This is a genomic window from Riemerella columbina DSM 16469 (assembly GCF_000374405.1).
GTDB lineage: Bacteria > Bacteroidota > Bacteroidia > Flavobacteriales > Weeksellaceae > Riemerella > Riemerella columbina.
The window spans coordinates 43,804-64,616 of sequence record NZ_KB894220.1; the positions used below are offsets into that span (position 1 = coordinate 43,804).

The 20,813-nt window shown below is 36.1% G+C and carries 23 protein-coding genes, 1 tRNA gene and 1 pseudogene; 18 read left to right on the plus strand and 7 right to left on the minus strand.

Annotated elements, in window-relative coordinates; genetic code table 11:
* Nucleotides 1-136 precede the first annotated feature (136 nt).
* From C237_RS0102745 to C237_RS0102760, 4 genes are read left to right on the plus strand one after another with little or no spacing between them, the layout of a single operon-like run.
* Entirely contained in the window at nt 137-580 is a 444-nt protein-coding gene (locus C237_RS0102745) for a hypothetical protein (protein WP_018674964.1), read from the plus strand.
* A gap of 9 nt (nt 581-589) precedes the next feature.
* Nucleotides 590-1,384, plus strand: a complete 795-nt coding sequence (locus C237_RS0102750) for a sulfite exporter TauE/SafE family protein (protein ID WP_018674965.1) — start codon at nt 590-592, stop codon at nt 1,382-1,384.
* An 8-nt stretch (nt 1,385-1,392) separates the two neighbouring features.
* Entirely contained in the window at nt 1,393-2,796 is a 1,404-nt protein-coding gene (locus C237_RS0102755) for an MBL fold metallo-hydrolase (protein ID WP_018674966.1), read from the plus strand.
* Nucleotides 2,797-2,798: 2 nt separating this feature from the next.
* Entirely contained in the window at nt 2,799-3,437 is a 639-nt protein-coding gene (locus C237_RS0102760; protein ID WP_026315451.1) for a rhodanese-like domain-containing protein, read from the plus strand.
* 153 nt (nt 3,438-3,590) lie between these two features.
* Here the strand turns inward: C237_RS0102760 and C237_RS0102765 are convergent, their stop codons facing one another.
* From C237_RS0102765 to C237_RS13860, 5 genes and pseudogenes are all read right to left on the minus strand, one after another.
* Nucleotides 3,591-4,310 (minus strand): DNA-binding domain-containing protein, encoded by a 720-nt coding sequence (locus C237_RS0102765; RefSeq protein ID WP_018674968.1) that lies wholly within the window; start codon nt 4,308-4,310, stop codon nt 3,591-3,593.
* Nucleotides 4,311-4,407: 97 nt separating this feature from the next.
* Nucleotides 4,408-4,658, minus strand: a pseudogene (locus tag C237_RS15190) (IS982 family transposase); the annotation flags it as partial.
* 219 nt (nt 4,659-4,877) lie between these two features.
* A complete protein-coding gene (locus C237_RS0102770) occupies nt 4,878-6,002 on the minus strand; it encodes a hypothetical protein (RefSeq protein ID WP_018674969.1) in 1,125 nt (374 codons plus the stop codon).
* A 33-nt stretch (nt 6,003-6,035) separates the two neighbouring features.
* Nucleotides 6,036-7,577 (minus strand): collagen-like triple helix repeat-containing protein, encoded by a 1,542-nt coding sequence (locus C237_RS15075; protein ID WP_018674970.1) that lies wholly within the window; start codon nt 7,575-7,577, stop codon nt 6,036-6,038.
* A 20-nt stretch (nt 7,578-7,597) separates the two neighbouring features.
* Complete coding sequence (locus C237_RS13860) at nt 7,598-8,239, minus strand: hypothetical protein (RefSeq protein ID WP_018674971.1); 642 nt, start codon at nt 8,237-8,239, stop codon at nt 7,598-7,600.
* A 639-nt stretch (nt 8,240-8,878) separates the two neighbouring features.
* Here C237_RS13860 and C237_RS0102785 point away from each other — a divergent pair.
* The 3 genes from C237_RS0102785 to C237_RS0102795 are packed head-to-tail and all read left to right on the plus strand — an operon-like array spanning nt 8,879 to nt 9,912.
* Nucleotides 8,879-9,190 (plus strand): rhodanese-like domain-containing protein, encoded by a 312-nt coding sequence (locus C237_RS0102785; protein ID WP_026315452.1) that lies wholly within the window; start codon nt 8,879-8,881, stop codon nt 9,188-9,190.
* 9 nt (nt 9,191-9,199) lie between these two features.
* Entirely contained in the window at nt 9,200-9,502 is a 303-nt protein-coding gene (gene trxA, locus C237_RS0102790) for a thioredoxin (RefSeq protein ID WP_018674973.1), read from the plus strand.
* Complete coding sequence (locus tag C237_RS0102795; protein WP_018674974.1) at nt 9,499-9,912, plus strand: YybH family protein; 414 nt, start codon at nt 9,499-9,501, stop codon at nt 9,910-9,912. The genes trxA and C237_RS0102795 overlap by 4 nt, the downstream gene beginning before the upstream one ends.
* Here C237_RS0102795 and C237_RS0102800 read toward each other — a convergent pair whose 3' ends face one another.
* Nucleotides 9,913-10,662 (minus strand): nitrilase-related carbon-nitrogen hydrolase, encoded by a 750-nt coding sequence (locus tag C237_RS0102800; protein ID WP_018674975.1) that lies wholly within the window; start codon nt 10,660-10,662, stop codon nt 9,913-9,915.
* A gap of 92 nt (nt 10,663-10,754) precedes the next feature.
* Between C237_RS0102800 and C237_RS0102805 the strand changes: the two genes are divergently transcribed.
* The 4 genes from C237_RS0102805 to C237_RS0102820 all read left to right on the plus strand — a co-directional run bounded on the left by C237_RS0102805 (nt 10,755) and on the right by C237_RS0102820 (nt 13,432).
* On the plus strand, nt 10,755-11,183 hold the full coding sequence (locus C237_RS0102805; RefSeq protein ID WP_018674976.1) for a DUF6646 family protein: 429 nt from the start codon (nt 10,755-10,757) through the stop codon (nt 11,181-11,183).
* Nucleotides 11,184-11,230: 47 nt separating this feature from the next.
* The gene (locus tag C237_RS0102810) at nt 11,231-11,860 is read left to right on the plus strand and encodes a hypothetical protein (RefSeq protein WP_018674977.1); all 630 of its coding nucleotides are present in this window, start codon (nt 11,231-11,233) and stop codon (nt 11,858-11,860) included.
* 91 nt (nt 11,861-11,951) lie between these two features.
* Nucleotides 11,952-13,283 (plus strand): RIP metalloprotease RseP, encoded by a 1,332-nt coding sequence (gene rseP, locus C237_RS0102815; RefSeq protein WP_018674978.1) that lies wholly within the window; start codon nt 11,952-11,954, stop codon nt 13,281-13,283.
* 72 nt (nt 13,284-13,355) lie between these two features.
* A tRNA-Asn gene (locus tag C237_RS0102820) sits at nt 13,356-13,432 on the plus strand.
* Nucleotides 13,433-13,566: 134 nt separating this feature from the next.
* On the opposite strand, the gene C237_RS0102825 is transcribed toward C237_RS0102820, so the two are convergent.
* On the minus strand, nt 13,567-15,222 hold the full coding sequence (locus tag C237_RS0102825) for an ABC transporter ATP-binding protein (protein WP_018674979.1): 1,656 nt from the start codon (nt 15,220-15,222) through the stop codon (nt 13,567-13,569).
* A gap of 196 nt (nt 15,223-15,418) precedes the next feature.
* Here C237_RS0102825 and C237_RS0102830 point away from each other — a divergent pair, with 196 nt between their 5' ends.
* The 7 genes from C237_RS0102830 to C237_RS0102860 all read left to right on the plus strand — a co-directional run bounded on the left by C237_RS0102830 (nt 15,419) and on the right by C237_RS0102860 (nt 20,769).
* Nucleotides 15,419-16,303, plus strand: a complete 885-nt coding sequence (locus C237_RS0102830; protein WP_018674980.1) for an outer membrane protein assembly factor BamD — start codon at nt 15,419-15,421, stop codon at nt 16,301-16,303.
* A gap of 63 nt (nt 16,304-16,366) precedes the next feature.
* A complete protein-coding gene (locus C237_RS0102835; RefSeq protein ID WP_018674981.1) occupies nt 16,367-16,693 on the plus strand; it encodes a DNA-directed RNA polymerase subunit omega in 327 nt (108 codons plus the stop codon).
* Nucleotides 16,694-16,784: 91 nt separating this feature from the next.
* Nucleotides 16,785-17,990, plus strand: a complete 1,206-nt coding sequence (gene coaBC / locus C237_RS0102840) for a bifunctional phosphopantothenoylcysteine decarboxylase/phosphopantothenate--cysteine ligase CoaBC (protein ID WP_018674982.1) — start codon at nt 16,785-16,787, stop codon at nt 17,988-17,990.
* The gene (locus C237_RS0102845) at nt 17,987-18,700 is read left to right on the plus strand and encodes a nucleotidyltransferase family protein (RefSeq protein WP_018674983.1); all 714 of its coding nucleotides are present in this window, start codon (nt 17,987-17,989) and stop codon (nt 18,698-18,700) included. Before coaBC ends, C237_RS0102845 begins: the two co-directional genes overlap by 4 nt.
* Nucleotides 18,700-19,422, plus strand: coding sequence for an LOG family protein (locus C237_RS0102850; RefSeq protein WP_018674984.1), 723 nt, complete (start codon nt 18,700-18,702; stop codon nt 19,420-19,422). The genes C237_RS0102845 and C237_RS0102850 overlap by 1 nt, the downstream gene beginning before the upstream one ends.
* A 48-nt stretch (nt 19,423-19,470) precedes the next feature.
* Complete coding sequence (locus tag C237_RS0102855) at nt 19,471-19,941, plus strand: DUF6702 family protein (protein WP_018674985.1); 471 nt, start codon at nt 19,471-19,473, stop codon at nt 19,939-19,941.
* Between the two features lie 90 nt (nt 19,942-20,031).
* Nucleotides 20,032-20,769, plus strand: a complete 738-nt coding sequence (locus C237_RS0102860) for a hypothetical protein (protein ID WP_018674986.1) — start codon at nt 20,032-20,034, stop codon at nt 20,767-20,769.
* Nucleotides 20,770-20,813: the final 44 nt, after the last annotated feature.

Genomic DNA, 20,813 nt, shown 5'->3' on the forward strand with positions numbered 1-20,813 from the left:
AATTAAATTCTTTATGCAAAGGTAATGATTTTTGTTTTACCAAAAGGGATGAAATTTGAGGTTTTAATGACCTTATTATTCCGATAACTCATAAAATTTTGTATCTTTGTTATCTCAACTTTTATAATAAAATACAATGAAAAAAGAAGATATCATCAAAAAAATTATTGAAGAGCAACAAAAAGTCATAGATAATTTTCAGAACTCTGTGAATCGTTTTCGTACCGCTTCGGATATGGATGAGGAAGCGACCCACGACCCAGAGGACTTTTCGCATCAAACTGAAGCTAAGGATATGCAATTGCGGTATGAACAATTAGTGAAAAATGCAGAACAAAACCTCGCGTTTTTAGAACAATCTATTAATGAAACACACGGAGGTATAGAGTCTGGTGCTTTAATAGAAACCGATAAAAACTATATTTTCGTAGGTATTTCTGTATCGCCGTTTAGATTTAATGATAAAGATGTGATTTGCATTTCCGAAAGCGCCCCTATTTTCTCAAAAATTAAAGAGGCTAAAGTAGGCGACCAAATTGATTTTGGCACACATACTATCGAAGTTCTTAATATTTCATAAACTTTATTCATGGAATTCTTAGGCTATTGTTCTGCAATTATTATTGGACTCGTTCTTGGGCTAATAGGTGGTGGTGGGAGTATCTTAAGTGTTCCTGTTTTTGCTTATTTATTTGGATTAGATGCTGTAACCGCAACGGCGTATTCTTTATTTGTAGTGGGGTGTACCAGTTTGGTCGGCTCGGTCGGTTATTTTAAGTCTAAACAAGTTCAGCTTAATGTAGCATTGTTATTTGGATTACCATCTCTACTTGGTGTTATTTTTTCGAGAAGATTGGTTGTGCCACATTTACCAGAATACATTATCCACCGTTGGGGAATTACCTTAACCAAAGATATGTTCCTGCTGTTGCTATTTGCCATACTCATGTTATTGGCATCGTATAAAATGATTTCTAAAACTCATGCAAATGACACTCCTCCAAAACCATCATCGCATAGAAATATATTGCTGGTTTCTCAAGGACTACTCGTGGGGATAGCCACGGGACTCATTGGTGCGGGAGGCGGATTTTTAATTGTTCCTGCACTAGTGATGTTGTTGGGCTTAAAAATGAAAGAAGCCATTGGTACCTCATTATTTATCATTTCCATTAATTCCTTAATGGGCTTTCTCAGTTCATTAGACAAAATGACCATTGATTGGCTGTTTTTATTAACATTCGTCAGTTTATCCATTGTAGGCATTGTTATTGGATTAGTATTATCGAAAAGAATAGATGGTAAAAAACTAAAGCCTATTTTTGGCTGGTTTGTCCTGATGATGAGCATTTATATTATTATTAAAGAAATTTTATTAAAATAAAAAAAACGATGAACATAGAACAAATATACACTGGTTGTCTTGCACAAGGGGCTTATTATATAACTGATGGCAAAGAAGCCGCTATTATAGATCCTTTAAGAGAAGTACAACCTTATTTAGACCGATTGGAAAAAGATGGGGTTACTTTAAAATATATTTTTGAAACCCATTTCCACGCCGATTTTGTTTCGGGGCATTTGGATTTAAGTAAAAAAACGGGAGCACCAATTATCTATGGACCCACGGCACAACCAGCATTTGAAGCTACTATTGCAGAAGATGGACAAATATTTCCTTTAGGTAATGTTAAAATTAAAGCCATACATACGCCTGGGCATACTATGGAAAGCACCTGCTATCTTTTAATTGATGAAAACGGAAATAATACCGCATTGTTTAGTGGGGATACCCTATTCCTTGGCGATGTGGGGCGTCCTGACTTGGCTCAAAAAGCCACTAATCTTACCCAAGAAGAATTGGCAGGTATGCTCTACGAGAGTTTGTATAATAAAATCTTACCATTGAACGACGACTTAACCGTTTATCCAGCCCATGGTGCGGGTTCAGCGTGTGGTAAAAATATGATGAAGGAAACCGTAGATAGTCTTGGTAACCAAAAAAACATCAATTATGCACTCAACCAGCCTAATAAAGAAGCCTTTATCAAAGCGGTTTTAGATGGATTATCGGCAGCGCCAAAATATTTTGGGATGAATGTCGCGATGAACAAAGGAGGCTATCGTAGTTTTGACGAAGTGATGCAACACGCCAACACACCACTTTCCGTAGAAGATTTTGAGGCTGTCGCAGAACAAAATCATGCTCTAATTTTAGATACGCGTAGTGCCGCAGATTTTCACAAAGGCTTCATTCCCAATGCCATTAATATCGGTATTAAAGGAGGGTTTGCACCTTGGGTCGGAGCCATGATTGTAGATGTACAGCAGCCTATCGTTTTGGTTTGTGATGAAGGCACTCAAGAGGAAGTCATTACGAGATTATCTCGTGTAGGGTTTGATAATGTCTTAGGCTATCTAAAAGGTGGATTCGAGGCTTGGAAAAATGCAGGAAAAGAAATGGATACCATTAAAAGAATTTCCGCTCAAGAGTTTGAAAATCAATACACCGAAGAGGCTAAAGTGGTAGATGTAAGAAATTTAGGAGAGTATACCTCGGAACATATTGTAGACGCTTATAATTACCCTTTAAGCGAAATTAACGATTGGGCAAGCAAACTTGACGACCAGCCGTTTTTTCTCCATTGTGCAGGCGGCTATAGAAGTATGATTGCCGCGAGTATTCTTAATTCTAGAGGTATCCGAAACTTTGTAGAAATTGATGGTGGTTATAATAAAATAAAGGACACCAACATCCCAAAAACAGATTTTGTATGTCCTTCTAAATTAAATTAATAATGAAAAGTACAAAATTATTTTTCACGCTACTTTGCTGTTTTGGACTAATGACAATAAAGGCTCAACACACCGCTTTGGGTAGCATCATCAATGGCAAAAACACTTTGCTTATTGATGTAAGAGCACCCGAAGAATTTTCCGAGGGCAGTGCTAAAGGAGCGATTAACATTCCTTTAGACCAAATAGAACAACACTTAGGCGATTTGCCAAAAGATAAAAATCTGGTGCTTTTTTGCCGAAGTGGAAGGCGTGCAGAAAAGGCACAAAATGTATTAAATCAACATAATTATAAACTATTGTATAATGGGGGCTCTTGGAGCACCGTAAAATCTTTACAAAAAATGAATATCTTAGAACAACTTCAGTTCAACGCTGACAAACCTAGCGTTGCAATCATCAAAAAAAATGACCACATTAAATACTTTGCAGTGGGATTGGGTAAAAATACTCTGATGAAGAAACACATCACGGCGGTACCTGCCACTCTTGTGATGGTAAAAGGTGAGGTAGAGTTTCATATCAACGGGGAAACACTTCATTTAAAAGTAGGGGACACTTATGAAATCCCTGTAAATGTAGAACATGAAGTAGTAGGTGTAACCAACGAAAATGTATTTTTAATCACCCAAGAATTATAACACGCCTTTACGCGGATGTGGTGTACGACTATACACCCCCTCGTTGTCTTATAATACAACAGAGGGTTGTCTTATAAGACGCCACCTAAACACGGAAAAAGCCACGCTTAAGTTTTAATGGGCGTGGCTTTAGCCATCTTAGCAAATGATAAACTAAGATATAACTACTGTTATAGATAGAACCTCTTTCCTTGGCTCTTTCAGTTTGGTATTACCTTTACTAAACTGCGTAGTTACACTCACTTCATAATTACCATTAGGTAAATCCGCTGGCACCAAAATAAGCAAGCGCGAAGGTTCGTTAAGGACGATGTTTTCCATAGGGAGTTTGGTTTCTTGGTTGTTGTCTAAGTTTTTAAAGACAATACCATTTTTAGGGTCGCTGCCCTCTACCTTAATATAAGTTCCTTTAATTTCGGCGTTTTTCCCTTTGGTGAGGGTACCGTCGGTTTTGCCTGTTGCCTTGTCGGTAATGCTAAATAGGCTCATCGGGCTGGCTTGCTCGCCGAGTATTTCCACCTTGGTATCTTCGCTGGCTTTTCTTAATTCTAAGCCTTGGTTTACATTCACATACACCGAGTGCTTTTCTTTGTCAAAAGATTTATCATAGAACACGCCCTTTATGGCAGGACGCATATAGACCAAACCCGTGTTTACGCTATACCCATTGAGTACCAGCTCCGAGGCTTTACGGTTAAAGCGGGTGATGATATCTATGGCNGTTTCGGTTTGGATTTCCATGCCNTCTTTTTGTAGGGCTTCTATTACTTCTTTAATGCCGATGCTACCGTTGGAAAGTGGTACAGCAATAAAATCATTTTTATCATCTTTGGTGAGGAGGTTGGGGCGAAGCCAGGCTTTTAGATTGTTCATAGTTTACTTTTTATGGGTTAAATTTTATTTTTTATATGGTTGTTTCTACAGTGTTAATTCCATTTTGCTAAAGTGGTAAGCGTATGATATTGGATTACATAAGTTCTATGAATCGGTTAATAAGAAACCGTTGGAGGTGCATATGCTTTTGAACATAGAAAATGTAAAAATGCTTAAAATTTCTAAAGTCGTTAGGAGCATTATGGTGATCACTTCAGCATTACTCATTTTAAGTTTCTTTTTGGGAGGCTAGTGAATTTTTCAAAATCATTATAAAATTGGCTACGCCAAACCTTCGTTTTCATCTACAACACAAAAAATATTCGTAATTCTGTTGTAATTAATTATGAGATATAGTTGTTAAATATTTGAATTTTAGGAACTTAAAAACACAACTATTTCTCTTTTTATACAACTTATTTCTCTTAAAAATATTAATCGAACTTAGGTTTATATAATTTAAAATTCCTTATTATTTAACATAATTCAAATAGGTTAGCCTCTACTCTAGATCCGCTCGTGACTACTGCATTTTTGCCTTAATCGACCTTAGCTCATCATAAGCCGTCAATCTTTTACACAACGTGCTCCACCATAAACACTCCAATCAGAACTTGTTCTAAATTTACACAATATATATCTAATATAACAATGCTGTTCCGATAACCTGCAGTTTTGATTTACATAATATATAAAAGAAATATCATATTCAGAAGGGTTTGGGGTGAATATATGTTCATTTAAACTCCACCCACATCCTCCTCCAGGACAAAAAGGTGTACCTGACACACTACAAGAAGTGGTAGCGTTGTTTGCAATATTCATTTTTCCATTCAAATAATCAGGATGAGTAGCGGGAAGATCTTCTTTTGATAAGACACGAAATCCTGTAGGACAAACATTACCCATGTAAGAATGTCTATCACCAAAAGCATGACGATCATCTATAGTAGGATTATAATACGGATGAAACAATGGTGAATGTATATTAGAATAATCAGCTCCTAAGTTTTGGTCTAACCATATCTTACCATGATTGTCTACCACAGGATAATACAAGTAATCGTGAACACCGTCGCCAAACTGTTTGTCCGGTATTCCAGGAATAACTCTTAATGTAAAAACACTCTCATTACCATTAGTATTTTTTGGATAATGGAATTGAACTAATTCTACGCCTTTTCCGTCATTACCAATTCCTGCATTAATATCTAATTTTTTTACATTCAATGTTCCTCCTATGGACTTAATAGTCGCTATAATTTTAGTTGTGCTACTGGTATAAGAGGTCGCTTGCCAAGATAATACTAAAGTCCTTGATATGTTGTCTTGTGTTTTATAAGCGGGTACATTTGCTGTAAAATACCCCGCAGGAATTGATCCCGAGCCAGTTGCCGAAAAAGGAATTTCTACAATAGTTCCACTAGTAGTTATGGTTCCCTGATAGTCTACAGATGGCTCTGTAGTATTATCAGGATTAACATTAACATCCCAAGTCGCATTAGTAGTAGGTTGTATATAAGGCATGTAATTATTGTCATAAAAAGATGGAATAAACTTTTCAACACTCTGTAATCTGGCATTACTTGGAAGCGTAAATGTTACCCCTTCTAAGGCCTCTAAAACAACCTGAGCATTGACAAAGCCAAAACAACTAAGTAGACTTAATAACGTTAATTGAAATTGTTTCATTTGTTAGTTCGTTTAAGTTTATTGTCTCATTTATTATTTTATAGCATCTCCCGTAATGGTAGCCTCATTATTCGTTCTTTTAATCACACCAATAGCTGAGTGCTGCGTTCTGGTTTTAGTACCTCTAGCGGTGAGTAAGCTTACCCCACTACCTACTACCGTTACTTGTCCCGTACCTTGCTGTACAACTACGCAACTAAAGCCTGCAGGTAAACCAGAAGGAATGGTAACCGTAGAAGCACCTGATGTATTGATATAAACATAGCCTCCGTTATCAGTAGTAGCTAAGGTATAATTGCTTGTTTTTGTACTTACTGGTGACTTGGTAGATATGACATTGCTATTACTTATTTCTATACCTGTTCCTGCACTGTAAGTTTTGCCCAGGCTGCTAGCGTCCCCTGTTTTAAGGATACCATTAGCATCTGCCATCACCACACGGTTTCCATTACCAGCCAATGAGCTTACTCTAACATTTCCTTGTACATGTAATTTTTCTGAAGGATCCGATGTACCTATCCCTACATTCCCTGTAGTTCTGTCAATAGTCATACGGTCTCCATTTGCCCATAGTCTGAAGTTACCGTCTTGCTTTACACTTAATTCTACTCGCTTTGTGGCATCTCCATTGGTAACAAGGGCTAAGCCACCACCATTCGCGTTGGTAGAGTTTATAGTTAATGGGTAATATGAGTTAGCTTCGAAAGTGGTAAGTCCGCCTGTAAATTTTAAAGTTTTATTCCCCATTGTTACCGTACGATTAGAAGCTAGTGTACCATCATTAGTGTAAATATTAGTATTACTATTATCATCACTAGCTGGTGCCCAAGCGGTGCCGTTCCATTTTAATACTTGTCCATTAGCACCTGCGGGTAAAGAAACTGTTTTACTGTTTGCGTCATAGGTTATCCCTCGTGTTGCGTTAACCACGCCAGAAGGCCCTTGTGCTCCAGTAGCACCGGTATTTCCTTTTGGGCCTTGAGGTCCTGCTGGACCTACAGCACCAGTATCGCCCTTGTCACCTTTTGGGCCTATTATAGATACACCGGTACCCCAACCAGAATTGGTTTTGGGCCCATATAGTTTTTGAGATTGTGTATCTATATAAAAATCATCAATATTTCCCAAAGTATTAGATGGTGCTCCAGTACCATGGCGTAGAGTTTTACCATCCTTACCTACAACATTATTGGCTAGAGGCTTCCAAGTCCCCCCATTAAGGTTATTGGTTTTATTTTCATAATAATAAAACCCAGGATTTACTTCTACATTACCTATTCCAGAAATTCCTTGTTCCGTGTTATATACAATCATCCCATCCATACGCGTTGGGAAATTATTAGCTACATTGGGTCCTGATTGCACCAAAGTGGTTAGGGTAACCAAATTGGTTCTTGGAAAAACTAAGCCTTTACCAATATTTATACTGCCATTCCATGTTGTAGATGAAGAAGCATCTAGAAATGCCGTAGAATTTGGAACTAAATTCTCGCCTACTTTTTGGTTAGTTCTAATTTGTGCTTGAGTTAATTGAGTTATAAGCAATGATCCTGCTAGTATGTATATTTTTTTCATATCTAAATTATTTTAATTGATTAATATGCACTTATTGACACCCAGTTTACGCCATCTGAAATAAAACATGCTGATAAACCCGCTTGAACGCCAGAAACACCAACTTCATCATCTGGACCCATAACAAAACCACCTGAACCTTCATTATAGAAACATAAGTGCCGTCCTCTACTTGTAACAACATTAGGCATAATGATGTTTCCACCAGCATCATTTGTCATACGAATTAGATCATCATTTGGTCCAACCGTAATGGTTGTCCCATTATCTGTTCTGGTATTCCATACATAGCGCGTATTAGTAGAGGCTACCGCATTTGCACCTAGTTTATGCCATTTATTCTCTTTAAAATAATAAAAGCCCGTAGCGTCTACATTGGCGGTAGTGCCCGTAGCGGTGCCTGTAATATCATCAATATAAATCAATGTAGATTCTTCTAATCCAATGCCCATATCGGATGCTCTTTTTCTACTAACCCTTGGAATCAAAACGCCCTCTTTGGTCGTAGCATTTTTATTAATATTAGCTACATTTATTTCTAGTGTGGCTTTAGGCGTCTGTGTATTGATGCCGACTTTACCTTCATATTGTCCGTAAACAAGCCCCGTAGCTGTTTTTAGAAATACTACCAGCCCAATTAATTTTGTAATGTTTTTTTTCATAAGACTAAATTTTTAAGTTATAAATTGTAAGTTTTGAGTGATGAGAGATCTGCACTCAAAAAACTAAGTTCTAAGTTCTCACCTCTAAGCTCTAAACTATTGCCTACTGCCTTCGGCTTACTGCCTACGGCAGGGTAAAAGCGATGAGTTATAAGTGATAAGTGGCTTATCGCTTTCTGCTTACTGCCTAAAGCGAATATTGAGTGATTGCCTGAAGCCTTTAGCCTACGGCATATAGCTGTAAAAAAACTAAGTTCTAAGCTCTCGCCTCTAATCTCTTTTTTCGAAAAAAAGTTGTATAATACGCGCGCTACGCGGGTTTTAACTTGTGTGTGTGTGTGTGTGTGTGTGTGTGTGTGTGTGTGTGTGTGTGTGTGTGTGTGTGTGTGTGTGTTTACACAATTTTCTGAAACCACCAAATTATTTGGGTAGTTTTTTTGAGAAATTTTTATGTTATTGATGTGGCGTGTCATAACGACGACAAAGGTACAATAATTTTTTTATTGTGCAAGAGAATGTTAGAAATTAGATTTTAGAAGGTGAGAGTTTTGTGTTATATACTGCCTATGGCTTATTGCCTACTGCTAAAATCTAAAATCTAAGAAATTATTTCTCTATCTTTGCATCATTAATCGATCTATTATGAACTTCTTTAAAAAATTATTTGGTAAAAACGGTCCCGACTTTCGTCAATTGGTGGAAGACGGGGCTCAAATTGTAGATGTACGCACCGCTGAGGAATTTTCTGGAGGACATATTTTTAAAGCCATCAACATTCCATTGCAAGACCTCAATGAGAAAGCCCATCAACTCGATAAAAACCATCCCGTAATTACTTGTTGTGCCAGTGGTGTGAGAAGTGCTTCTGCGGTATCGGTATTGAAAAACAATGGATTTATCGTCTATGATGGCGGTGGATGGCAATCGCTACAAAAAGAAATTTCAAACTAAACACAAATTATGTCACAAAAATTTCAAGAATTAATCCAATCGGAGCAGCCTGTTCTTATTGATTTTTTTGCCACTTGGTGTCAGCCTTGTAAGGTGCAATCTTCAGTTTTGGAACCCGTAAAGAAAACCATAGGCGATGCGGCGAGGATTGTAAAAATAGATATCGACCGCTATCCGCAAATCGCAGCCGACCAAAGTGTAAGGTCTGTGCCGACCCTCATCTTATTTAAAAATGGGGAAGAACTTTGGCGTGGCAATGGTGTCCACGATGTGAATACTTTAATCCAACTTTTGCAACAATATACCTCATGAAACGATTGTTAATCTTCGTCGCATTATCTTTATCCGCCTTATTTTTTGCCCAAGAGAAAGATATTATTTCCGTAATGCATACCCAACAGGACAGCTGGAACCAAGGGGATTTGGAAGGTTTTATGCAAGGCTATTGGAACAGTCCCGAGTTGGTATTTATAGGCTCTAAAGGTAAAACTTATGGCTGGGAACAAACCTTAGCGAATTATAAAAAGGCTTATCGTACCAAAGCAGAAATGGGAACGCTTAGCTTCTCTAATATCGAAGTGAAAATGCTGGGCGAAAATTACGCCCTAGTAACGGGCAATTGGGCATTAAAAAGACAGCCTAAAGATATTGGTGGTATCTATTCTTTAATTTTCCAAAAGTTTGAAGACGGTTGGAAGATTATTTTAGACCATACCAACTAATTATTTCAACTCAAAGAGGTCTGCGTCTTTTAAAAACGGATATTTCGCTCTAAATTGTTGGAGGTCGGCGGTATCTAAATCAAGCATTACCAAGTTATCCTCTTGTTGAGAAATTAACGCTCCCGATGGATGGTAAGCATAGGTGCTTTCGGGATAGGATAGCCCATTGCCGTCTTTTCCCGTTCTATTAACACCAAATACAATGGCTTGATTTTCTATGGCTCTCGCTTTCAGCAAATGTTGCCAAGCCTCTATTCTCTGCTGTGGCCAATTGGCTAAATATAAAACCACATCATAATCTCCTTTATTCCTACTAAATACTGGAAATCTTAAATCATAACAGATTTGCAATAAAAATCTTACTCCTTTATAAGACATTATCACGCGTTGGCTACCTGGCGTATAAATTTTATCCTCACCAGAGTAAGAGAATAAATGACGCTTATTATAATAATAGGAAGAACCATCGGGCATTACAAAGTAGCATCGGTTATAAAAATGTTCATTTTCCTTTACAGATACTGTCCCGCAAATTGCTGCTTGCTTTTGATAAGCAAAACTTTTCATCCAATTTAAGGTGGTATCTTCTCTATCCGCAATGTCGTTAGCCTCCATACAAAATCCTGTGGTAAACATTTCTGGCAACAGGAAAAGGTCGGCTTCTATATTCTCAAACTGTACCTCAATAATTTTAAAATTTTCTTGGGGATTTTTCCATTGAATATCAAGGTTTAGAGCAACTATTTTCATGTTTTTATAATAATTTTAATGGTGACACCGTTAGATAGACGATATAAAAACCGTATCTTTGATGATGAATAAAACAAAAATATAAAAAGATTATGAAAAAAGGTGTGTTAATTTTAATGATGCTTGTGTTAGGACAAATGACTTTTGCACAAGCGTGGAACGGACAAGGCGACAAAAAAGTTCAAGTGGGACTTTCTGCATGGGGCTATGGCTCTGGGCTTTCTGGTACTTTCGATTATGGGGTGTCTGATGCCATTTCACTAGGTGGCGGAGCGAATTTTTACTTTAATAAAAACCAAAACGAAGGCTTTTTCCTTTATGGTAGAGCCAACTATCATCTACAAGACGCTTTAAACCTTCCTGATGAATTGGATATTTATCCTGGTTTAGATGTTGGGGTTTTAGGTAAAACTTTTGGATTGGGTGCCCATATTGGGGCTCGCTATTTTTTCTCACCTAAATTTGGTGTTTTCGCAGAAATAGGAAATAATGGGGGATTAGGAGTTTCCATTAATCTTTAAAATGATCAAAATCTATCATTAATTTGAAAAACTTTAATTTGAAAATAATGAAAGAAGTACTTGAATCTTTGTTTGAAAACCATGAAATAGAAATAGAAGATTTGTATAACATTATTAAAACTGCAAAAAGCAATCTTAAAAATAGAGAATATAAGGAGTTTAACAATTTTTTAAATTTATTACTTTTAAAACAAGGTTTAAATGTAAACGAAATACATCAAATAAGTATATTTGAAAGAAAATGTAGTATAATAAATAACAATTTTAAAAATAAACCTGTTAAGGCTACAACAAAAATTCCAAAGACTATGAGTTTTAATGAGTTTTGTGAATGTTATTTTAGAAAAATGGAATTTAAATCTATAAAAACCTTAGTTAAAGAATTAAAAATAGAAGAAAAAGAGTTTTGTCAAATTTGTAATAATAAAAATATTAATATAAACACTAAAAGTTATTTAGAATATAATGAATTTGTAAAGATTAAAAAAAACATTATAAAATTACTTAGACAAAAATATGCAAAGTATAGATCTGATCATGAGATAGAAAAGGTTATTAGTAGAACTAAGTCTAGAAAAACTAAGCTTCTCACTGGAAAAGATAAAAAATATATTGAAAAAAGAATTAATGGTAAATCATCAAGTGCTTTACTTGTTCCCAAAGGATTTCATATGTGATGTTTATTTTTGTGTTGTCATATTATTATTCAGCTAAATGATTCCAATTTTCTTTCTTACCTTTGCACGATAATTTAATTTAAAACTGAAAATGGCTTTATTTAATCAGATATTACAATTTATACTTAGTATTTCATTCCTTGTTATTTTACACGAGTTAGGGCATTTTATCCCGGCTAAATTATTTAAAACTAAGGTGGAAAAATTTTATTTGTTTTTCGACCCATGGTTTTCTTTAGTAAAAAAGAAAATTGGCGAAACCGAATATGGTATTGGGTGGTTGCCTTTCGGAGGCTATGTAAAAATTGCAGGTATGGTGGACGAAAGTATGGACACCGAACAACTTAAAAAGCCTGCTGAACCCTGGGAATTTAGAGCCAAACCCGCGTGGCAAAGATTGATTATTATGCTGGGTGGGGTAATCGTCAACTTTTTCTTAGCATGGATTATTTATGGTTGTTTAAGTTTTTTCAATGGGGAAACTTACCATGATAATGCCAAGTTCCAAGATGGAATATATGCAAGTGAAGCCGCTCAAAAAATGGGACTTAGAACGGGGGACTACATCATAAGCATTGATGGTAAGCCTACCGAAAGAATGGAAAACACAATGATTAACTTACTACTCGCTAATGAAGCCACCGTGCTAAGAGATGGTAAGGAAGTAACCATTCCAATAAACGAAGATGGTGTGGCAGAAGTATTAAAAGCCGACGAGGCTAGAATGTATTTCTCACCAAGATTTGAAGTTATAGTAGATTCCATAATGCCTAAATCGCTTGCACAAGAAGCAGGACTACAAAAAGGCGATAAAATTGTTGGCGTTAATCAAAAAAGTATCAAATATTTTGATGAATTAAGCAGTATTTTAGATGCCCACAAAGGTAAATCGGTAGAATTAAAAGTGCTACGCCAAGGTAGCCCGATAAATCTCTCTACAACTGTTGGGAAAGACGGAAAGCTAGGGTTTTTATTTTCTAGTAAAGAAATAGCTAATGCCATAAATCACACGGAAGTTACCAAACATTACACACTATTGCAGGCGATCCCTAGAGGATTTGAGCGCACCATTGATGCTTTGGTGATGCAAGTAAAACAGTTTAAAATTATTTTTAATCAAAAAACACAAGGATATAAGAAAGTATCTGGGCCTATCGGTATTGTTAAAATGATGCCTACGAGTATCAACTGGGAAGCTTTTTGGAGTTTTACGGCTATGTTTTCAATTTGGCTAGCTTTCCTTAATCTATTACCGATTCCAGGGCTAGATGGTGGGCATGTGATGTTTACACTTTGGGAAATGATTACTGGTAAGCCAGTGCCACAAAAAGTATTAGAAAATGCCCAAATGATCGGCGTTATTTTCCTTATGGGATTGATGCTGCTGATTATTGGTGGAGATATTTTTAAACTTTTTAAATAATTTTTTTAGAAAAAATTTGGTTGGTATTAGAAAAAGTTTCTATATTTGCACCACGAAAAATGAACAAAACATTCCTCCTTAGCTCAGTTGGTTAGAGCATCTGACTGTTAATCAGAGGGTCGCTGGTTCGAGCCCAGCAGGAGGAGCCAAAAAGACTTACAGCAATGTAAGTCTTTTTTTATGTCTTATGTTTTCGTATATGGTTTTTTGGATTAAACTTTCCCAAACCTCATCATATTAAAAAATGAGAGGCGGATTCTGGCCGAACGATATAGAAAACTTATTAAGATAATTCTAAAATTTGATTCGCATTTTTAGCACTAGAAGGTCTATGGGTGATGATGATTTGTGTTCCCTTTCGTGGTAAGACTTTTAGATTTTCTAAAATATTTTCTTCGGTTTCGGTATCTAATGCCGATAAACTATCATCAAAAATTAAGATACTCGGTTGCTTAATTAACGCTCTTGCAATACAAATTCTTTGTTTTTGTCCACCTGAGAGCATTACGCCACGCTCACCGACCATCGTGTTGTATTGGTTTTTAAATCCGATAATATTTTTATGGATATCCGCCATTTTAGCATAGTATGCTATTGTTTCTGGCTTAGGCTGGTCTATCGCAAAGCCTATATTTTCTGCTATGGTATCGGAAAACAAATAACTTTCCTGAGGAATATAGCCAATAGCCGCTCGGTAGTTTTCTAGATTATGGTCTTTCAAGTTTTTGCCATCGATTAAAATTTCGCCTTCGTCAGGATCTATTAATCGGCAAAGTAACAAGGCAATAGTAGACTTTCCGCTACCTGTTTTTCCCATAATGGCAAGGGATTCGCCAGCCTTTACTTTAAAACTTAAATCATCCAACGCTTTAATGCCCGTATTAGGATAGGTATAACTAACATTTCTAAATTCTATATCCCCGCGGATAGGATAGACCTCATGATTGGTATTTTTAATTTCGGATTGGGCGTCTAGAAATTCATTCACCCTTTGCATAGAAGCTGCCGCTCTTTGATTCACCGAAGTTACCCAGCCCACCATAGAAAACGGCCAAATCAAAATATTGATGTACATAAAGAAATCGGCAATGGCACCAATGGTCATCTCGTTATGGATGTATTTTTGTCCACCCGTATAAAGAATCACCACATTTAACAAGCCAATTACAAATAATACAATGGTAAAAAAATAAGCTTCTGTTTTAGCCAAATCTAAGGCTTTGTCTTGGTAATCTTTTACCTTAATGCCATAATTCTTTTCAATATATTGCTCTTTATTAAAGAATTTTATCACTCTAATACCAGAAAAACTATCTTGGACAAAAGTAGAAATGGCGGACTGGCTTTTTTGCATGATTTTGGACTTCCGATTGATAATCGTACTGACCTTATAAATCACAAATGATAATATCGGCAATGGTAGTAGCGTCCAGAGCGTCATATGAATATCGGTATTGAGCATATAAATACTCGTAATGATCAGTAGAATAATGAGATTGACCACATACATTACCCCAGGTCCCAGATACATTCTAATAGCCACCACATCTTCGCTAAGGCGATTGAGCAAATCCCCAACCGTAGTATTTTTATATTGGGTAAGAGAAAGCGATTCGTAGTGTTTAAAGATTTTATTTTTGAGTTCGTATTCTATTTTTCTGGACGCCACAATAATGGTTTGGCGCATCATAAATCTAAAAAATCCAGAAAGCACCGAAGAGCCTACAATAATTCCCCCATTCATCAGCAAGATTCTGAACAAATCTTCTTTTACAATATTTTGATCCGACAGCACCTGATGAATCACATCCACCGTTTTGCCTACAAATTGAATTTGAAAAATAGCAAAAAAGTTACTGGCAATAATGAATAACACGCCTAAAGCCAAAAGCTTTCGATGTTTCCAAAAATAAGGGTTAAGTGTTTTAAGTGATTTCATGAGACTGCAAAATTAGTGATTTTTTTAGTAGGAAAATGGAGTTTCAGTTGGTGCTATGCGTTGTAGTTTTTATTTTTGAGCAAAAACATCCTCTATCTTAAAAAGGATAGGGATTCGTAAAACAATGTTAAAGTTTAATAAAAGGCTGAGGTTTACTAAAAAAGTTTTATTTTTGCAATTCTATTAAGATTTTAAAATGAAAAAATATATTCTCATCATCGCTGTGGCTTGTTTCGCTTACTCTTGCAACAAACAATACAATACAGCCATGAAAAGTGCTGATAAGGAAGTCATTCTAAAGGCAGCAAATGATATGTATGCTAAGAAAAAATGGAAAGAAGCCTTAGCATTATTCGAGCGTGTACAAAACTTAGTTTCTGGTACGGAAGAAGCCTCAGATGTGTTGTTTAAATCGGCTTATGCTAATTATTATGATAAACAATACCGTTTGGCAGGACACCAGTTCAAAAAGTTCTCAGTGAATAGTACCTTAGCCAACGACCCAAGAAAGGAAGAAGCGGCTTATATGTCTGCCATCTGCTATTATCAGGGGTCTATGGATTACAATTTAGACCAAAGCAGTACAGAATTGGCGATTAATGAATTACAAAATTTCCTTAACAATTATCCTAATTCTGAAAGGTCTGCCAATATCAATCAGCTGATAGACGAATTATCTTATAAACTAGAATACAAGGCTTATGAGAACGCGCGCCAATATTATAAAATGCTAGAATATAAGGCGGCCATCATCAGTTTTGAAAATGTTTTAAATGATTTTCCATCGACTAAACTTAGACCGAAAATTGAAAATTATCTTTTAAAGGCTAAAGCGAGAATTGCAATTGACTCTAAGTTTGATTTGAAAAGAGAGCGTTTAGAAAGCGCCATTGCTTATACTTACCAAATAGAAAAAGACTATCCTAATTCTGATATGTCCAAAGAAGCCCTTAAGCTAAGAAACGATTTGGAGCAAGAATTGGCTCAGTTTGAAAAGTTGGAAGCACAAGTAGAAAAGCATAAAAAAGAACTAGAAGTTAAGCAAAAGGCACAAGAGGAAGAGAACGCCACCAAAAAATAAATTTTTAAATTTACAAAGATTTAATTATCTTTGCAGACTTAACGAACAAATACCCCACTGAAAATGAGTGTTAAAGACGATATCAAAGCAGAAGTAAATACCATAACTTACAATAGAGATAAAATAGAAGAACGCGTAGGTTCTATCTACGAAGCAATTGTTATTATGGGGAAAAGAGCAGAGCAAATCAATGCTGAAATTCGTACCGAGTTGCATAATAAACTAGACGAGTTTGCTATTTACAATGCTACTTTGGAAGAAGTTTTTGAAAATAGAGAGCAAATCGAAATCTCTAAACTCTACGAAAAACTGCCAAAACCAACTTCTATTGCTATACAAGAATGGTTGGATAACGAGATTTACTTTAGAAAAAAAGAAGACAACGCTTAATCATAACAAGAACCGCCAAATTTGAGCGGTTTTTTTGTGACTATGCCGATTCCTAAAAAATATTTATCTTCGTAATCTAATCATTTTAACTATGACAGAGTCTTTAAATGGTAAACATATCCTTATCGCCATTTCAGGAGGGATTGCCGCCTATAAAATCAATAACCTGATTAGAACATTGGTCAAAGCCAAAGCCCATGTTAAAGTCATTATGACTCCTACGGCTACTGCTTTTGTGTCCCCGCTTACCTTGTCTACACTTTCTAAAAACGAAGTGCTTGTAGATTTAGTGGACGACCAGCACAATTGGAATAATCATGTAGAACTTGGGCTTTGGGCAGATGTTATGCTGGTAGCACCGTGTACGGCGAATACATTGGCCAAAATGGTTCATGGGGTTTGTGATAATCTTGTGGTTGCCACTTACCTATCGGCTAAATGTCCCGTTTATATTGCACCAGCCATGGATTTGGATATGTACCAGCATCCATCTACTAAAAAGAATCTAGAACTGGCAAAATCTTATGGTAATAAAATTATTCCCGCAGAAAGCGGCGAATTGGCGAGTGGGCTTGTGGGCGAGGGACGCTTGGCAGAACCTGAAACTATATATCATATCATTGCCCAGCATTTTGAACCTCAATCGCAACCACTCAAGGGGAAAGTGGTACTCATTACCGCTGGACCGACCCACGAAGCCATAGACCCTGTCCGTTTTATCGGTAACCATTCCTCTGGAAAAATGGGTTTTGAATTGGCAAAAATAGCCGCCCAATACGGCGCTCAAGTGATTTTAATTTCTGGACCATCAGCACAGCAAATCACTCATCCTCTTGTCACTTTGCATCGTGTCACTTCGGCACAGGATATGTTTGATAAAGTCTTTGAGTTTTATGAGAGTGTAGATATTGCTATTGCAAGTGCTGCGGTAGCGGATTATCGACCAAAATTTAAAGCCGATGAAAAAATTAAAAAGCAAGAAGACACCCTACAAATAGAACTGGTAAAGAATCCTGATATTTTAAAAACAATGGGCGAACAGAAGACCCATCAGTGTTTAGTAGGCTTTGCATTGGAAACCGAACATGAAATTCAACACGCTAAGGCTAAGTTAGAGAAGAAAAACCTCGATATGATTGTCCTTAATTCTTTAAAAGACGCTGGAGCAGGTTTCAAAGGCGATACCAATAAAATCAAGATTATTACCAAAGAAGAAATTTACCCTTTTGATTTAAAATCCAAATCGGAAGTGGCTCGAGACATTATAGAATTTATCATCAAATCTCAACGCGTATGAAAGCCATGATTTTTGCAGCAGGGAAAGGGACACGCCTAAAACCGTTTACCAACCATCATCCTAAAGCCCTTGCCGTAGTTAATGGGGTGACTTTATTAGAGCGAAACATTAAATACCTACAATCTTATGGTGTGCAAGATTTTGTGATTAATGTCCATCATTTTGGGAATCAAATCATAGAATTTTTAAGAGATAATGATAATTTTGGGGCACGTATCGAAATTTCTGATGAGCACGAAGCCTTATTAGAAACTGGGGGGGGACTATTATTTGCTAAACCCTATTTAGAAAAAGAACCCTATTTTTTGGTGATGAATGCCGATATCCTTACCGATTTAAACCTCACTGAATTAATTTCAAAACATAAGGCATCTAAGTCTTTAGCCACTTTAGCGGTATCGGATAGAGAAAGCTCTCGGAAATTATTGTTTGATGATGAAATGGCATTGCAAGGTTGGGTGAATAAAAAGACGGGCGAACAAAAACTAGCCTGTGAAAATAAAAGGCTAAGAGAATTGGCATTCAGCGGTATTCACTGTATGTCTAGCGAGATTTTCTCTAAAATGACCAGAAGTGGCAAGTTTTCAATTATTGATGAATACTTGGATTTAATGAAAGAAAAACATATTATAGGCTTTGAGCATAGCGCTACATTAATTGATGTCGGCAAACCTGAAGCCATAGCACAGGCAGAAAAAAAATTTATATAATGATAAACGACGATAATAATAATTTAGACAACCGATTAACCGATAGTTTCCGACCGAAAACTTGGGACGAAAGCATCACACGAGACAGTTGGATGGTATTCAAAGTGATGGCAGAGTTAGTGAACGGTTATGAAAATATGGTAAAATCTGGACCTTGCGTATCCATATTTGGTTCGGCAAGGCTAAAACCAGAAGACTATTACTACCAAATGGCAGTAGATATTGCTAAAAAAATTACCGATTTAGGATTTGGTGTCATCACGGGAGGCGGTCCTGGAATTATGGAAGCAGGAAACAAAGGTGCATTTGAAAATGGTGGCAAGTCCATTGGACTTAATATAGAACTGCCTTTTGAACAACACCTCAACCCTTATATTTCGAGACATTTTAATATGACTTTTGATTATTTCTTTGTCAGAAAAGTGATGTTTGTAAAATATTCGCAAGGTTTTATTGTTATGCCGGGTGGCTTTGGTACTTTAGATGAATTGATGGAAGCCTTAACCTTGATTCAAACACACAAAATAGGACGATTCCCAATCGTATTGGTGGGCTCTAAATTTTGGGGTGGACTGTTGGATTGGTTTAAAAATACCTTATTGGAAAATAAACTCATTGCAGAGGAAGACCTTAACCTATTCCGTGTAGTAGATTCTGCCGACGAGGCGGTTGCTCACATCAAAGCATTCTATGATAAATACGCTATAAGTGTTAATTTTTAACCCTTGGCATACTTATTGACGCATTAACAATAATAAAAAATAAATAAAATGAAAAAGTTTTTAAGCATATTTGGGATACTATCGTTATTAGCGCTATTTAGTTTTGGGGTTCAAGACTTTTATTCTACCATGACTAAGGTGGATTATGTAGATGGCAGTAACACTTTGAAGTTTACAACTAAAATGAATGCCAGCCATATTTCAAAAGCGGTTAAGATAGACCCTAGAACGGCAGCCTTTGAAGCAGAAGTTAAGAAATATGTTAATTCTAAAGTATCTGTAAGTATCAACGGCAAACCTCAAAATATTACTTTTACGGGAAGCCAAGTGAATGGCGAAAGCGTTTGGGTTTATTATGAAATTAATGATATTCCTTCTATTAGTACACTAAAAATCAGAAATGCAATATTGATGGAAATATTTCCTAAGCAATTAAATTTAGTGAATATCTCTTACAAAGGAAATCAGCAGAATATGAATTTTACTAAAGGCAATGATACGAGCGAAGTTTCATTTTAGTAAAACAAACAATTAAAATTACAATACTGTACAAAATAAAAATGTATAGGATTTTTTTTATATTTGTGACGAACCTCTAAAGATATTTTTATGAAAACTTTAAAGTTTATTCTATTCACTTGTATTTCTATTTTATTTATCAGATGTAGTGTTGTTCAAGAAACCATTTTCAGTGAAGATGGCAGTGGATTATTTTCTACAACAGTCGATTTTAGCACTATCGGCAAAGGGCTAATGCGTAAAAGTAGCTCAAATGAAACTATTCAAAAAGATACGACCATAGTATTTGCAGATATGCTAGAAAAAAATAAAGATAGTATTTCAAAATTACCTAAAGAACAGAGAGAAGCCTTGTATGCCCTAAGAAAACTAACCGTACAAATGAAAATGGATACGGTTTCGGAGCAAGCCTATATCAAGATGGATTTCCCTTTTCAAAACATTAATGAGCTGAATGGATTTTATAATAACATCCAATATGTATCTGCGAAAAACAACCCTCAGAATATTGTAAAAGACTCTACCATGCGTGCTTTTTTAGGAAATTCTTATTTAGTGAATTTTAATTCTAAACGCTTTACTTTAACCCAAAATAAAAGTGAAGCTTTCAAAAAAATGAAGGACTCTTTACAAAAAGAGCATACCGACGAAGCGCTGGGAAACCTTCTAAATATTAAGATAAAATACACTTTTCCGTATCGAATCAAAAAGATTTCAAATGATAAAGCATTACTCTCCAGTGATTTTAAATCTTTTGTTATCTCTGCTCCTATTACCGATTTTATAAAAAATGATATAGTAGACACTGAAGTAGAGTTTGAGAAATAAGCTATTAATCTTCATTACTTTTTTAAGCATCGAATAGTTTCGGT

Coding starts and splice junctions, on each gene's coding strand:
- C237_RS0102745 (WP_018674964.1), top strand. CDS start 137: ATGAAAAAAGAAGATATCATCAAAAAAATTATTGAAGAGCAACAAAAA.
- C237_RS0102750 (WP_018674965.1), top strand. CDS start 590: ATGGAATTCTTAGGCTATTGTTCTGCAATTATTATTGGACTCGTTCTT.
- C237_RS0102755 (WP_018674966.1), top strand. CDS start 1,393: ATGAACATAGAACAAATATACACTGGTTGTCTTGCACAAGGGGCTTAT.
- C237_RS0102760 (WP_026315451.1), top strand. CDS start 2,799: ATGAAAAGTACAAAATTATTTTTCACGCTACTTTGCTGTTTTGGACTA.
- C237_RS0102770 (WP_018674969.1), bottom strand. CDS start 6,002: ATGAAACAATTTCAATTAACGTTATTAAGTCTACTTAGTTGTTTTGGC.
- C237_RS15075 (WP_018674970.1), bottom strand. CDS start 7,577: ATGAAAAAAATATACATACTAGCAGGATCATTGCTTATAACTCAATTA.
- C237_RS13860 (WP_018674971.1), bottom strand. CDS start 8,239: ATGAAAAAAAACATTACAAAATTAATTGGGCTGGTAGTATTTCTAAAA.
- trxA (WP_018674973.1), top strand. CDS start 9,200: ATGTCACAAAAATTTCAAGAATTAATCCAATCGGAGCAGCCTGTTCTT.
- C237_RS0102795 (WP_018674974.1), top strand. CDS start 9,499: ATGAAACGATTGTTAATCTTCGTCGCATTATCTTTATCCGCCTTATTT.
- C237_RS0102800 (WP_018674975.1), bottom strand. CDS start 10,662: ATGAAAATAGTTGCTCTAAACCTTGATATTCAATGGAAAAATCCCCAA.
- C237_RS0102805 (WP_018674976.1), top strand. CDS start 10,755: ATGAAAAAAGGTGTGTTAATTTTAATGATGCTTGTGTTAGGACAAATG.
- C237_RS0102810 (WP_018674977.1), top strand. CDS start 11,231: ATGAAAGAAGTACTTGAATCTTTGTTTGAAAACCATGAAATAGAAATA.
- rseP (WP_018674978.1), top strand. CDS start 11,952: ATGGCTTTATTTAATCAGATATTACAATTTATACTTAGTATTTCATTC.
- C237_RS0102825 (WP_018674979.1), bottom strand. CDS start 15,222: ATGAAATCACTTAAAACACTTAACCCTTATTTTTGGAAACATCGAAAG.
- C237_RS0102830 (WP_018674980.1), top strand. CDS start 15,419: ATGAAAAAATATATTCTCATCATCGCTGTGGCTTGTTTCGCTTACTCT.
- C237_RS0102835 (WP_018674981.1), top strand. CDS start 16,367: ATGAGTGTTAAAGACGATATCAAAGCAGAAGTAAATACCATAACTTAC.
- coaBC (WP_018674982.1), top strand. CDS start 16,785: ATGACAGAGTCTTTAAATGGTAAACATATCCTTATCGCCATTTCAGGA.
- C237_RS0102845 (WP_018674983.1), top strand. CDS start 17,987: ATGAAAGCCATGATTTTTGCAGCAGGGAAAGGGACACGCCTAAAACCG.
- C237_RS0102850 (WP_018674984.1), top strand. CDS start 18,700: ATGATAAACGACGATAATAATAATTTAGACAACCGATTAACCGATAGT.
- C237_RS0102855 (WP_018674985.1), top strand. CDS start 19,471: ATGAAAAAGTTTTTAAGCATATTTGGGATACTATCGTTATTAGCGCTA.
- C237_RS0102860 (WP_018674986.1), top strand. CDS start 20,032: ATGAAAACTTTAAAGTTTATTCTATTCACTTGTATTTCTATTTTATTT.